Consider the following 13,723-nt stretch of genomic DNA (forward strand, 5'->3'; position numbering starts at 1 on the left):
ATGATCTCGCGCGAACCCACCCTCGAACGTCTGGCGGTTGCCCGCTCACTGCTGCTGGAACCCTTCGGCCTCGACGAGAGCGCCCTGGCCCGGGCCTTGCGCACCATCGGTGAGCACCGCATCGACGACGCCGACCTCTATTTCCAGTACACGCGCAGCGAAGGCTGGAGCCTGGAGGAGGGCATCGTGAAGTCGGGCAGCTTCAGCATCGACCAGGGCGTGGGTGTGCGGGCGGTGTCGGGCGAAAAGACCGCCTTTGCCTATTCCGACGACATCTCCGAGGCGGCGCTGCTGGACGCGGCGCGCACGGTGCGCACCATCGCCGCGGCCGGCCAGAGCCGTCGCGTGAAGGTGGACCATCCGCAGGTGGCCGGCAGCCGCACGCTGTACGCGCCGATGGACCCGATCGCCACGCTGGACAGCACCCGCAAGGTGGCGCTGCTGGAGAAGGTCGAGCGCCTGGCCCGCGCGCGCGACCCGCGCATCGTGCAGGTGATGGCGGGCCTGGCGGGTGAATACGACGTGGTGCTGGTGGCGCGCGCCGACGGCACGCTGGCCGCGGATGTGCGCCCGCTGGTGCGCCTGAGCGTGACCGTGATCGCCGAGCAGAACGGCCGCCGCGAGGTGGGCACCGGCGGTGGAGGCGGGCGCTTCGGCCTGGGCTACTTCCACGATGGCGTGATCGAAAGCTACGTGGACGATGCGGTGAAGGCCGCGCTCACGAACCTCGAATCGCGCCCCGCACCGGCGGGCGAGATGACTGTGGTGCTGGGCCCGGGCTGGCCCGGCGTGCTGCTGCACGAGGCCATCGGCCATGGCCTGGAAGGCGACTTCAACCGCAAGGGCTCGAGCGCCTTCTCGGGGCGCATCGGCCAGCGCGTGGCGGCCAAGGGCGTGACGGTGCTCGACGACGGCACGCTGCCGGACCGGCGCGGCTCGCTCAACATCGATGACGAAGGCCACGTCACGCAGAGCAATGTGCTGATCGAGGACGGCATCCTGCGCGGCTACATCCAGGACAGCCTGAACGCCCGCCTGATGAAGGTCAGGCCCACCGGCAATGGCCGGCGCGAGAGCTATGCCCACGTGCCGATGCCGCGCATGACCAACACCTACATGCTCGGTGGCGACAAGTCGCCCGAGGAGATCGTCGCCTCCATGGACAAGGGCCTGTACGCCGTGAACTTCGGCGGCGGGCAGGTGGACATCACCAGCGGCAAGTTCGTGTTCTCGGCCAGCGAGGCCTACTGGGTCGAGCGGGGCCGCATCCAGTACCCGGTGAAGGGCGCCACGCTGATCGGCAACGGCCCCGATGCGCTCACGCGCGTGAGCCTGATCGGCAACGACATGCGTCTGGACACCGGCGTGGGCACCTGCGGCAAGGAAGGCCAGAGCGTGCCGGTGGGTGTGGGCCAGCCGACGCTGCGCATCGACGGCCTCACCGTGGGTGGCACGGCCTGACCGGGCGCGTGAAGAGTTCCTGAGAGCTTTTCCACGCTGCCAGCAGGTGGCCGCCCGGCAGGCTTGATCGGGGGCGCCTCACGCACTACGCTGGCAGGCCCGGCGCCGCTCTCTCGGCCGGGTTGCCATGTCTGCCTCTGATTCCCACCCGCCAGATGAGTCGCCGCGTCCGCCGCCCGACCCCGAGCTGATCGAGCGGGTGGAGCGCGTCAACAACGACCTGATGAAGTTCGTGCGCCAGGTGCGCACGGCCAGCCCGCCCGTGCGCACGCGGCTGCAGCTGGACATGCGCGAGCGCCTGGAACGTGAACGCCGCGCCCTGCTCGGCCGTCACAGCGTGCTGCCCGAATCGCTGCGCCACTACGCCGTGACCTTCACCGAGGTGCAGTGGATGCTGGACGTTTGGATCGACGCCTCGGCGCGTGAGGTGGACGAACCCCTGCTGCGCCGCGAGTTCCTGGACGTGGCCACGCGCATGCTGGGCGAGCTGGAGGTGCTGCGCCCGCCCGACCCGGCACTCGACCCGCCCGCCCGCCGCCCGGGCTGGTGGTCGGCCATCACCCGGGGCCTGCGCGCGGGCGATGCCGAGCCGAATCGCCGCGCTGACGACCCCGACATCCTGCTTTGACGTGGCGCACAGGCCACGCGGGGTCTTGACGCGGCGCCGCGAAGCCGTGCTACATTAGCTCCATGGCTCGCGCTACGACCTTCTTTTTTGCCTACTTTTGGTTCTCGCACCGCACCGGCGGAGGAGAGGTCAGCGCGTAACTGCAGCCCGCAACCGAATCCCAGAAAACCGCCGGAAGACTCCGGCGGTTTTTTTTTTGGCCCAGGGACCGCGGCGGCAGGCACACCGGCAATCACCACTTGATCGAGCAAGGAGAACTCATTTCATGAATGCCAAGTCCGCCACCGCCATCGAGGGTTGGTATGCGCCCGTCGACCGCACCTCGCAGACCGATGACGAGAGGATCAAGGACGTGACGCCGCTGCCGCCGCCGGAGCACCTGATCCGCTTCTTCCCCATCCGCGGCACGCCCGTCGAAGCCCTGGTGGGCGAGACGCGCCGCCGCATCCGCCGCATCATGGAACACAAGGACGACCGCCTGCTCGTGGTGATCGGCCCCTGTTCCATCCACGACCCGGCTGCCGCCGTCGACTACGCCCGCCGCCTGCTGGTGCAGCGCGAGAAGTACGCCGACACGCTGGAGATCGTGATGCGGGTGTACTTCGAGAAGCCCCGCACCACCGTGGGCTGGAAGGGCCTGATCAACGACCCCTACCTCGACGAGAGCTTCCGCATCGACGAGGGCCTGCGCATCGCGCGCCAGCTGCTGGTGGAGATCAACCGCCTGGGCATGCCCGCGGGCAGCGAGTTCCTCGACGTGATCTCGCCGCAGTACATCGGCGACCTGATCAGCTGGGGGGCCATCGGTGCGCGCACCACCGAAAGCCAGGTGCACCGCGAGCTGGCCTCGGGCCTGTCGGCGCCCATCGGCTTCAAGAACGGCACCGACGGCAACATCCGCATCGCCACCGACGCCATCCAGGCGGCCAGCCGGGCGCACCACTTCCTGTCGGTGCACAAGAACGGCCAGGTGGCCATCGTCGAGACCAAGGGCAACAAGGACTGCCACGTCATCCTGCGTGGCGGCAAGACCCCCAACTACGACGCGGCCCATGTGGAGGCCGCCTGCAAGGACCTGGAGGCGGCCAAGCTGCACCCCTCGCTGATGGTGGACTGCTCGCATGCCAACTCCAGCAAGCAGCACGAGCGCCAGCTCGACGTGGCGCGGGACATCGCCACCCAGGTGGGCGGCGGTTCCAGGCGCATCTTCGGTGTGATGGTGGAAAGCCACCTGCAGGCGGGCAACCAGAAGTTCAACGCCGGCAAGGACGACCCGTCCAAGCTTGAGTACGGCAAGAGCATCACCGATGCCTGCCTGGGCTGGGACGATTCGCTGCAGGTGCTGCAGGTGCTGTCGGACGCCGTCAAGACCCGTCGAGGCTGAGCGGGGAACTTCCGCGGTGTTGCGGCGGCCCAAGCGGAAGTGTCCGCTGGAGCCCGTCATGCCCTCGTCCCGTCTTTCCCTGCCGCAGCGTCGGCGCCATCTGGCGGGCGGTCTCGGCCTGGCCGCCGCCTGGCTGGCCTGGCCGGCCCTGGCCTCGTCGCGCCGGGTGTTGCCGTCCATGACCGAGGGGCCGTTCTATCCGGTGCGCCGCCCGCTGGACGACGACGCCGACCTGACCCGCGTGAGCGGCCAGGCCGCCGCCGCGCAGGGTGAATGGCTGGACATCGGCGGCGTGGTGGTGGACGTGAACGGGCGCCTCATCGATGGCGCTGCGATCGAGATCTGGCAGTGCGATGCCCATGGCAGCTACCACCATCCACGAGGCGCCGGGCCCCGGGTGGATGCCGGCTTCCAGGGCTTCGGCGCCACGGTCAGCGATGCGCAGGGGGCCTTCCGCTTCCGCAGCATCCGCCCGGTGGTCTATCCGGGCCGTGCGCCCCACATCCACCTGAAGGTCCTGCACCCGAGCTTCGGCGATCGGGTGTCGCAGTGGTTCGTGGCCGGTGATGAGGCCAACGAGCGCGACTTCCTCTTCCGCCGCCTCAGCGCGGCCGACCGGGCCGAGGTCGAGATGCGTCTGCAGCCGGCCCCCGCGGGCGCGCCTGTGCGCTGGCTCACCCGGCGCGACATCGTGGTGCCGGCCTGATCGACCCTGACACATGAGGCGCGTCCAGGTGTAAGCAAGGTAAGGGCTGGCAAGAGTGCTGGCCTGCGCCGGGCTTAGGGGGTGAAATGGGCGCATGCCGCACCTGGCGGCTGCGTTTTCCCTCAGCAGACCCACCCCGGTGGGATCCGCCCGCCACATCCCCTGGGGTGTCGGCGGGTTCTTTTTTTATGATCGAGGCTTGGCTGACCAGGAGACCGCGATGCGCAGTGAAGTGGTGGTGAAGTTCGGGTCCGGCGAAGAAGCCCGCGTGGTGCCGGACGCGGGCCCGATGAGCCATGACGAGGCCCGCCAGTGGCTCGACGCCGAGTTCGTGGCGCATGAGTGCGAGCCCCTGCGCGCCAGCGGCAAGGTGCTGATCGTCGACAAGCTGTTGTCTATCGCCCAGGCGGTGGGGCCGGCGCAGTTTCAGCAGGCCGGCTGGGCCCAGGCCTTTGCCCGCGCGGCGCTGGGCGCCACCGGCCGCGAGCGCGTCACGGTGGACGTGGCGGCGCTGCAGGTGAGCTAGCGGCCCGCTTCGTCGCGCTTCAGGCGCTCGCTGCGCCAGTAAACGTCATCGCCGCCCAGGCCGTCGAGCCGGGCGCGGTTGAGCACGCGGGCCAGCACGAACATCAGGTCGGACAGGCGGTTGAGGTATTGCCGCGGTGCCGCATTCACCGGCTCGTGCGCGGCCAGCGCCACCACGGCGCGTTCGGCGCGGCGCGCCACCGTGCGGCACACATGGGCCAGGCTGGCCGCGCGGGTGCCGGCGGGCAGGATGAACTCCTTGAGCCGGGGCAGGGCGGCGTTGTGCTCGGCCAGCGCCTCGTCCAGTGCCAGCACGGCGGCGTCCTTGAGCAGCGTGTGCCCCGGCATCGACAGCTCGCCCCCGAGGTTGAACAGCTCGTGCTGGATGCCCACCAGCAGCTCGCGCACGGGCGGCGGCAGCGGCTCGGCCAGCAGCACGCCGAGGTGCGAATTGAGTTCGTCCACGTCGCCCATGGCCTGCACCCGCAGGTGGTCCTTGGCCACGCGGCTGCCGTCGCCCAGCCCGGTGGTGCCATCGTCGCCGGTGCGCGTGGCGATCTGTGTGAGTCGGTTGCCCATGGCGTGCTTGCTCCTTTCAGCCACAGTTTAGGGGCGACTCCTAGAATGGACTGATTCCAAGACCCCGATGGAGACAGGCCATGAACGCACCGCTGCCCGGCCACGTGCTGCCCACCTACGAGCCCCGGCTGGTGCCGGCGGCGATGATCGAGGCGCTGAAGGCGCGGTTTGGCGACCGGTGCTCGACGGCCCAGGCGGTGCGTGAGCAGCATGGCCGTGACGAGTCGCCCTTCGACGTGCCGCCACCCGACGTGGTGGTGTTTGCCGAAAGCACCGACGAGGTGGCCGAAGTGGTGAAGCTGGCCGACGCGCACGCGGTGCCGGTGATCCCCTATGGGGTGGGCTCCTCGCTGGAAGGGCACCTGCTGGCGGTGCAGGGTGGGGTGAGCATCGACCTGTCGCGCATGAACCGCGTGCTGGCGGTGAATGCCGAGGACCTGACCGTGACGGTGCAGGCGGGTGTGACGCGCACGCAGCTCAACAACGAGATCCGCCACACGGGCCTCTTCTTTCCGATCGACCCAGGCGCCGATGCCTCGCTCGGCGGCATGAGCGCCACGCGCGCGTCGGGCACCAACGCAGTGCGCTACGGCACGATGCGCGAAAACGTGCTGGGCCTGACGGTGGTGACGGCCTCGGGCGAGGTGGTGCACACCGGCACGCGCGCGCGCAAGTCGAGCGCAGGCTACGACCTGACAAGGCTCTTCGTGGGCAGCGAAGGCACGCTGGGTGTGATGACCGAGATCACGCTGCGCCTGTACCCGCAGCCCGAGGCGGTGTCGGCCGCGGTGTGTTCCTTCCCTTCGCTGGCTGCGGCGGTGAACACGACCATCCAGATCATCCAGATGGGCGTGCCCATCGCACGCTGCGAACTGCTCGACGCCAACGCCGTGCGCGCGGTGAACCGCCATGACAAGCTCACGCTGCGCGAGGGCCCGATGCTGCTGATGGAATTCCACGGCAGCCCGGCCGGCGTGCAGGAGCAGGCCCAGGTGGTGCAGGAGATTGCCAGCGACCAGGGCGGCGAAGACTTCCAGTGGGCCACCACCCCCGAGGAACGCACGAAGCTGTGGACGGCACGCCACCACGCCTACTTTGCGGCCCTGCAGATGAAGCCGGGCTGCCGCGCGGTGACCACCGACACCTGCGTGCCGATCTCGCGCCTGGCCGAGTGCCTGCTGGACACGGTGGCCGAGGCTGACGCGGCCGGCTTGCCCTATTTCATCGTGGGCCATGTGGGCGACGGCAACTTCCACGTGGGCTACCTGATCGACCCTCAAAAGCCCGAGGAGCGCGAGCTGGCCGAACGGCTGAACCACCAGCTCGTGTCGCGTGCGCTGCGCCTGGAGGGCACCTGCACCGGCGAGCACGGCATCGGCCTGCACAAGATGGATTTCCTGCGTGAGGAGGCGGGCGAGGGCGCGGTGGCGCTGATGCGCTCGCTCAAGCATGCGCTGGATCCGAAGAACATCATGAATCCGGGCAAGATCTTCCACTGGTAAGGCTTCGTATCCGGGGCCTTGCGGCCTGGGCGCCCAGGCCCTACATTGGCCGGGTCGTACAGCTGGAAGTCGGGCCAATACCATGCGAACAGCCACCGCCTTCATGATGCTGGCCTTTGCCCGGCCGACCATGGTCGGTGCGATCTGGCCCTCGTCGCGCCATCTGGCGCAAGCCATGGCACAAGGGGCCGATGGTGCCCGACGCATCGTCGAGCTGGGCGCCGGCACCGGCGCCATCACGCAGGCCCTGTGCGAACGGCATCCCCACACCCCCACGACCGTCGTGGAGTTGCAGCCCGAGCTGGCCGATCAGTTGCGCCAGCGCTTCTCGGGCATGACGGTGCTGCAGGCGCCGGCGCACGAGGTGCTCGAAGCCTGGCCCGAAGGCGAGGAGCCGGTGGTGGTGGTGTCTTCGCTGCCATTCCGCTCGCTGCCGCCGCCCTGGCGTGACGGCACCAGCCGGGCGATCGAGCACTTCCTGCGGGCGCAGCCCGAGCGCCGGCTGATCCAGTACACCTACCAGCCGCGCGCGCCCTTCGACCTGCAGTTGGGCGAGAGCCTGGTGTGGCGCAAGCGCACCGTGGTGTGGCGCAATGCACCGCCGGCCTGGGTGTGGGAGCTGGGCGCGGGCTGAGCGCCAGCTTCCCTCAGTGCTTCGGCGCCATCGCCGTCCACTGCTTGGTGATCTGGCCCTGGTCGTTGACGCTGTCGAGATGCACGTCGAAGCCCCACAGGCGGGCGACGTGCTTGAGCACTTCCTGGGCGCTGTCGTGCAGCGGGCGGTTGTGGTGCTGGGTGTGGCGCAGGGTGAGCGAGCGGTCGCCGCGCAGGTTGACACTCCACACCTGGATGTTGGGCTCGCGGTGGTTGAGGTCGTACTGGCGTGAGAGTGACTCGCGCAGGGCCTTGTAGCCGCCGTCGTCGTGGATGGCGGACACCTCGAGCTCTTCCTCGTCCTCCTCGTCGCGGATGGCAAAGAGGCGGAAGTCGCGCATCACCTTGGGGCTGAGGAACTGGCCGATGAAGCTCTCGTCCTTGAAGTTGCGCATCGCGTAATCGAGCGTTTCCAGCCAGGGCCTGCCGGCGATGTCGGGGAACCAGCGGCGGTCTTCCTCGGTGGGCTGTTCGCAGATGCGCTTGAGATCGGTGAACATCGCAAAGCCCAGGGCATAGGGATTGATGCCGCTGTAGGCGCGGTGGCCCACCGGGGGCTGGAAGACCACGTTGGTGTGCGACTGCAGCCACTCCATCATGAAGCCGTCGGCCAGCAGGCCTTCGTCGTACATGGTGTTGAGCAGGGTGTAGTGCCAGAAGGTGGCCCAGCCCTCGTTCATCACCTGGGTCTGGCGCTGGGGGTAGAAGTACTGGGCGATCTTGCGCACGATGCGCACGACTTCGCGCTGCCAGGGCTCCAGCAGCGGGGCGTTCTTCTCGATGAAGTAGAGGATGTTCTCCTGCGGCTCACTCGGGAAGCGGCGGGCGGCCTCTTCTTCTGCCCCGCGGTCGTTGCGGCGGGGCAGGGTGCGCCACAGGTCGTTGACCTGCTGCTGCAGGTAGTGCTCGCGCTCTTCGCGGCGGGCCTGTTCCTGCGACAGCGAGAGCTTCTGGGGGCGGCGGTAGCGGTCCACGCCGTGGTTCATCAGCGCGTGGCAGGAGTCGAGCAGGTCTTCCACCGCCTCGACGCCATGACGCTCCTCGCATTCGGCGATGTAGTTCTTCGCATAGACGAGGTAGTCGATGATGGACGAGGCGTCCGTCCACATGCGAAAGAGGTAGTTGCCCTTGAAGAAGCTGTTGTGGCCATAGGCGGCATGGGCGATCACCAGGGCCTGCATGGCCATGGTGTTTTCCTCCATCAGGTAGGCGATGCAGGGGTCGGAGTTGATGACGATCTCGTAGGCCAGTCCCATGTGGCCACGACGGTAGTTTTTTTCGGTGGCGATGAACTGCTTGCCATACGACCAGTGGCGGTAGATGACGGGCATGCCCACCGAGGCGTAGGCGTCCATCATCTGCTCGGCGGTGATGATCTCGAGCTGGTTGGGGTAGGTGTCGAGCCGGTAGGTCTGGTGAGCAACGCGCGCGATTTCGGTGTGGTAGCGCTCGATCAGCTCGAAGGTCCAGTCGGACGGGCTGGGCAGCCGGGCGCGGCGTTCATGGCTGGGGTTGGCATTCATGCGGGGGCCCCTTCCTTCTTGAACAGATCGCGGAAGACCGGGTAGATGTCGGCCGCATCGGACACCTTGCGCATCGCGAAGTTGGGGTGCGGTTCAAGCAGCTGGGTGTATTCCTCCCAGAGGTTCTGCTCGGCTTCGGCCACCTGCACATAGGCGTAGTAGCGCACCAGGGGCAGGATCTGCTCGTCGAGCAGCTGGCGGCAGCGGCCGCTGTCGTGATGCCAGTTGTCACCGTCGCTGGCCTGGGCGCCGTAGATGTTCCACTCGCTGCTGGGATAGCGCGCGCGGATGATGTCGTTCATCAGGTGCAAGGCGCTGGAGACCACGGTGCCCCCGGTTTCGGTGGCGTGGAAGAACTCGTCTTCGGTGACTTCGGCGGCCTGCGTGTGATGGCGGATGAAGACCAGGTCGATCTTGTCGTAGTGCCGCGTCAGGAAGAGGTAGAGCAGCATGAAGAAGCGCTTGGACATGTCCTTGCGCTGCTCGTCCATCGAGCCCGAAACGTCCATGAGGCAGAACATGACCGCCTTGGCGCTGGGCACAGGCACCTTCACCCGGTTGCGGTAGCGCAGGTCGATGGGGTCGAGGTAGGGGATGTGGCGGGCCTTGCTGCGCAACTCCTCGATGCGCGCCTCGGTCTCGCGGATCTCCTTGTCGATCAGGGCTTCACCGGCGTGCGGGTGCGACTTCAGGTGCACGAGGTGGGCCTCGAGCTGGCGGATTTCCTTGCGGGTGTCGCCGCCCAGGGCGATGCGCCGGGCCAGCGCGCCGCGCATGGAGCGCACCACGTGCAGGTTGTTGGGGGTGCCGTCGCTGGTGAAGCCGGCGCGATGGCTCTTCCACTCGGGCACTTCGGCGAGCTGCGTGCGCACGAGGTGAGGCAGGGCGAGGTCCTCGAAGAAGACCTGCATGAATTCTTCCTTGGTGAGGTGGAAGACGAAATCGTCCTCACCCTCGCCGGAGTCGCTCGCCTGGGAACCGCCCCCGCCCGAGCCGCCGCTTTGCGGCCGCTCGATGCGGTCGCCCTTGACGTACTCGCGATTGCCGGGGTGGACGTATTCGCGGTCGCCGCCCTGGGCGTGGCCGAAGACCGGCTCGGAGACGTCTCGCTTGGGCAGGATGATGTCCTCGCCTTGTTCGAGGTTGCGGATGCCCCGGCCGGACACGGCCTTGCGCACCGCCTCGCGGATCTGTTCGCGATAGCGGCGCAGGAAACGCTCGCGGTTGCCGATGGACTTGTTCTTGCCCGACAAGCGTCGATCGATGATCTGCTGCAGGGGGGGCATGAATCCGTCCTTGTGTCGTATGCGCTGTGGGCCGCTGGGTTCAGACCATCCGGCTCACGAGCTCTTGCGCACGCGCAGGTACCACTCGCACAGCAGGCGCACCTGCTTGGGCGTGTAGCCCTTTTGCACCATGCGGTTGACGAAGTCCTCGTGCTTCTTCTGCTCGTCGGCGCTGGACTTGGCATTGAAGCTGATGACGGGCAGCAGCTCCTCGGTGTTCGAGAACATCTTCTTCTCGATCACCGTGCGCAGCTTCTCGTAGCTGGTCCAGTTGGGGTTCTTGCCCTGGTTGCCGGCGCGCGCGCGCAGCACGAAATTGACGATCTCGTTGCGGAAGTCCTTGGGGTTGCTGATGCCCGCGGGCTTCTCGATCTTCTCGAGCTCGGCGTTGAGCGAGGCGCGGTCGAAGATCTCGCCGGTGTCCACGTCGCGGTACTCCTGGTCCTGAATCCAGTAGTCGGCATAGGTGACGTAGCGGTCGAAGATGTTCTGGCCATACTCGGAATAGCTTTCCAGGTAGGCGGTCTGGATTTCCTTGCCGATGAACTCGGCATAGCGCGGGGCCAGCAGCTCCTTGATGTAGGCGAGGTACTTCTGCTCGGTCTCGGCCGGGAACTGCTCGCGCTCGATCTGCTGCTCGAGCACGTACATCAGGTGCACCGGGTTGGCGGCCACCTCGGTGGAGTCGAAGTTGAAGACCTTGGAGATGATCTTGAAGGCAAAGCGCGTGGAGATGCCGCTCATGCCCTCGTCGACGCCGGCGTAGTCGCGGTACTCCTGGATGGACTTGGCCTTGGGGTCGGTGTCCTTGAGGCTCTCGCCGTCATAGACCTGCATCTTGCTGAAGATGCTGGAGTTTTCAGGCTCCTTCAGGCGGGTGAGCACCGAGAACTGCGCCATCATCTTGAGCGTGCCGGGCGCGCAGGGAGCCTGCGCCAGCGAGGAGTTGCGCACCAGCTTCTCGTAGATCTTGATCTCTTCGGTCACGCGCAGGCAGTAGGGCACCTTGACGATGTAGATGCGGTCGAGGAAGGCCTCGTTGTTCTTGTTGTTGCGGAAGGTCTTCCACTCGCTCTCATTGCTGTGCGCGAGCACGATGCCGTCGAAGGGGATGGCGCCGAAGCCCTCCGTGCCCTTGAAGTTGCCTTCCTGGGTGGCGGTGAGCAGCGGGTGCAGCACCTTGATGGGCGCCTTGAACATCTCGACGAACTCAAGCAGGCCCTGGTTGGCCAGGCACAGGCCGCCGGAGTAGGCGTAGGCGTCCGGGTCGTCCTGGGCGAAGGTCTCGAGCTTGCGGATGTCGACCTTGCCCACCAGCGAGGAGATGTCCTGGTTGTTCTCGTCGCCCGGCTCGGTCTTGGCCACCGCGATCTGCTTGAGCACGCTCGGGTAGCGCTTGACGACCTTGAACTGGCGGATGTCGCCGCCGAACTCTTCCAGGCGTTTGACGGCCCAGGGCGAGAGGATGCGCTGCAGGTAGCGGCGCGGGATGCCGTACTCCTTCTCGAGGATGGCGCCGTCCTCCTCGGGGTCGAACAGGCCCAGCGGCGACTCGTTCACCGGCGAGCCCTTGATGGCGTAGAAGGGCACATGCTCCATGAGCTGCTTGAGCCGCTCGGCGATGGAGCTCTTGCCGCCGCCCACGGGGCCCAGCAGGTAGAGGATCTGCTTCTTCTCTTCCAGGCCTTGTGCGGCGTGGCGGAAATAGCTCACCACCTGCTCGATGGCGTCTTCCATGCCGTAGAACTCGCGGAAGGCCGGGTAGAGCTTGATGACCTTGTTGGCGAAGATGCGCGACAGGCGGGGGTCGTTGCGCGTGTCCACCAGCTCGGGGTCGCCGATGGCCTTGAGCATGCGCTCGGCCGCCGTGGCGTAGGCGGTGGCGTCACGCTTGCAGATCTCCAGGTACTCCTGAAGCGTGAACTCCTCTTCGCGCGTGCGCTCGTAGCGGGCAGCAAAGTTGCTGATGACATCCATCGGACACCTCCTTCGGGTCAACGGGCACTGCCTGCGGGCCGCGGGGCTTGCATCTGGTGCCTTGGTGTCCAGCATGAGCCGGTGAGCAACAAATGCAAGCCTCGAATAGGGGCCCGAAGACAGGGCTGTTCATCGCGGACTGCGTGCAAGGAGTGTGCCCCCATTTCGCAAGTCCTACCACTCATGTGGACAGGAGAGCACAGTCGTGTGGAAAGTTCCTCGGGGAATGTGCCGTCAACCTTGGCGCTCGAAGGCCGTGTGTGCGATGTTTGGCGTCCAGCGATGCCTAGGGGCGCGATCCGAGGCGCCGTGCAGGCCGGTGTGAGGCGGTGTTAGCCCCGCGATGGACGGAATTTGTCCCGGGCACTGCCGTGGTGCGTCAGTGCCGGGTCTTGCGTTCTGACAACTTGATTCTTGCCGAATGCTTGCAGAATGCACGGTATCAGGCTCAGATCGTTGGTGTTTCGTTGGTGAATCTGGGCCTCCGCCGGGGGACACCTCCTGCGTCCAAGGAGCAAGCCGCATGATTCCTTCCGCTGTGCCGCCGGTGCTGGCGGCCACCGATTTCTCCGCCGCTGCCGAGCAGGCGGTGCGTCGGGCGGCCCACTTGGCACGTGACCTGGGGGCGCCGCTCGTGCTGGTGCATGTGCATGAGGCGCCCGTGCTGGGCGCCGTCTGGCGTCAGCTGCAGACGTGGATGCCCGGGGTGTCGGGCCCCGAGGCCCAGGCGCTGGAGGAGGCGGCGCAATCGCGCCTGCTGGCCCTGGCCACGGCCGTCCAGGCCGACACCGGTCGGCCGGCATCGTCCCGGCTGCTGCACGGCCGGGCTGCGGTGGCGGTGGCCGAGGCGGCGGCGTCTTGCGCTGCGCAGCTGGTGGTGATCGGCGCCCGGGGTGAGCATGGCCTGGCCGAAGCGGTGCTGGGCAGCACGGCCGAACGGCTGCTGCACAGCGTGGCCTGCGATCTCCTGCTGGTGCGAGAGTACGGCGGGCGTGACTACGCGCGCATGCTCTTGCCCACCGACCTGGGGCCCGAGTCTCGTGAGGCGGTGCGGCGAATGCGCCGACTGCTGCCCAAGGTGGATTCGGTGTTGCTGCATGCCTACGAACTGCCCTACGAGAACAAGCTGGCCTATGCGGGCGTGGAGGCCGCGCGGCTGGAAGATCTCCATCGCCGCGCACAGGCCGAGCTTCAGCTGGCCCTGCAGGCCCTGGCCCGCGAGGTGGGGCACAGCGACTTGCCCGGCGTGTGCAAGGTGATGCATGGCTATGCCCCGGCGGTGATCGCCGCCCAGGCGGACGCCTTGGGCGTGGACCTGATCGCCTTGTCGGCGGGCAGCCGTTCGGCGCTGGAGCGTGTGGTGCTGGGCAGCGTGTGCCTGCATCTGGCACTGGAGTCGCCGTGCGATCTGTGGCTGGTGCGCGCGCCGGCGTGAGTCCTCGTGCCGCGTGGTGCCGGCCAGGCGCGGCACAATGGGGTGCCCTGTCCGTTTTCGCCT

The 13,723-nt window shown here is 67.4% G+C and carries 12 protein-coding genes; 8 read left to right on the forward strand and 4 right to left on the reverse strand.

Annotated elements, in window-relative coordinates; all coding sequences use genetic code 11:
• From tldD to C1704_RS04485, 5 genes are all read left to right on the forward strand, one after another.
• Window positions 1–1,461 (forward strand): metalloprotease TldD, encoded by a 1,461-nt coding sequence (gene tldD / locus C1704_RS04465; RefSeq protein ID WP_104301385.1) that lies wholly within the window; start codon window positions 1–3, stop codon window positions 1,459–1,461.
• A gap of 127 nt (window positions 1,462–1,588) precedes the next feature.
• A complete protein-coding gene (locus C1704_RS04470; protein WP_104301387.1) occupies window positions 1,589–2,089 on the forward strand; it encodes a hypothetical protein in 501 nt (166 codons plus the stop codon).
• 265 nt (window positions 2,090–2,354) lie between these two features.
• Window positions 2,355–3,473 (forward strand): 3-deoxy-7-phosphoheptulonate synthase, encoded by a 1,119-nt coding sequence (locus C1704_RS04475; protein ID WP_104301389.1) that lies wholly within the window; start codon window positions 2,355–2,357, stop codon window positions 3,471–3,473.
• Between the two features lie 58 nt (window positions 3,474–3,531).
• A complete protein-coding gene (locus C1704_RS04480) occupies window positions 3,532–4,179 on the forward strand; it encodes a dioxygenase family protein (protein ID WP_104301391.1) in 648 nt (215 codons plus the stop codon).
• A gap of 220 nt (window positions 4,180–4,399) precedes the next feature.
• Window positions 4,400–4,705, forward strand: coding sequence for a hypothetical protein (locus tag C1704_RS04485; protein ID WP_104301393.1), 306 nt, complete (start codon window positions 4,400–4,402; stop codon window positions 4,703–4,705).
• Here C1704_RS04485 and C1704_RS04490 read toward each other — a convergent pair.
• Complete coding sequence (locus C1704_RS04490; protein ID WP_104301395.1) at window positions 4,702–5,283, reverse strand: cob(I)yrinic acid a,c-diamide adenosyltransferase; 582 nt, start codon at window positions 5,281–5,283, stop codon at window positions 4,702–4,704. The genes C1704_RS04485 and C1704_RS04490 overlap by 4 nt on opposite strands.
• An 80-nt stretch (window positions 5,284–5,363) precedes the next feature.
• Between C1704_RS04490 and C1704_RS04495 the strand changes: the two genes are divergently transcribed.
• Window positions 5,364–6,785, forward strand: a complete 1,422-nt coding sequence (locus C1704_RS04495) for an FAD-binding oxidoreductase (protein WP_104301397.1) — start codon at window positions 5,364–5,366, stop codon at window positions 6,783–6,785.
• Window positions 6,786–6,867: 82 nt separating this feature from the next.
• Window positions 6,868–7,419, forward strand: a complete 552-nt coding sequence (locus C1704_RS04500) for a class I SAM-dependent methyltransferase (RefSeq protein WP_211286834.1) — start codon at window positions 6,868–6,870, stop codon at window positions 7,417–7,419.
• A gap of 13 nt (window positions 7,420–7,432) precedes the next feature.
• On the opposite strand, the gene C1704_RS04505 is transcribed toward C1704_RS04500, so the two are convergent.
• The 3 genes from C1704_RS04505 to C1704_RS04515 are packed head-to-tail and all read right to left on the reverse strand — an operon-like array spanning window position 7,433 to window position 12,225.
• Window positions 7,433–8,962, reverse strand: a complete 1,530-nt coding sequence (locus C1704_RS04505; protein WP_104301399.1) for a SpoVR family protein — start codon at window positions 8,960–8,962, stop codon at window positions 7,433–7,435.
• On the reverse strand, window positions 8,959–10,248 hold the full coding sequence (locus tag C1704_RS04510) for a YeaH/YhbH family protein (RefSeq protein ID WP_104301401.1): 1,290 nt from the start codon (window positions 10,246–10,248) through the stop codon (window positions 8,959–8,961). Before C1704_RS04510 ends, C1704_RS04505 begins: the two co-directional genes overlap by 4 nt.
• 54 nt (window positions 10,249–10,302) lie before the next feature.
• Window positions 10,303–12,225, reverse strand: a complete 1,923-nt coding sequence (locus C1704_RS04515; RefSeq protein ID WP_104301403.1) for a PrkA family serine protein kinase — start codon at window positions 12,223–12,225, stop codon at window positions 10,303–10,305.
• Window positions 12,226–12,748: 523 nt separating this feature from the next.
• Here C1704_RS04515 and C1704_RS04520 point away from each other — a divergent pair.
• Window positions 12,749–13,660 (forward strand): universal stress protein, encoded by a 912-nt coding sequence (locus C1704_RS04520; protein ID WP_170064621.1) that lies wholly within the window; start codon window positions 12,749–12,751, stop codon window positions 13,658–13,660.
• The last annotated feature ends 63 nt before the right edge of the window (window positions 13,661–13,723 follow it).

Source organism: Caldimonas caldifontis (assembly GCF_002930615.1).
Taxonomy (GTDB): domain Bacteria; phylum Pseudomonadota; class Gammaproteobacteria; order Burkholderiales; family Burkholderiaceae_C; genus Caldimonas; species Caldimonas caldifontis.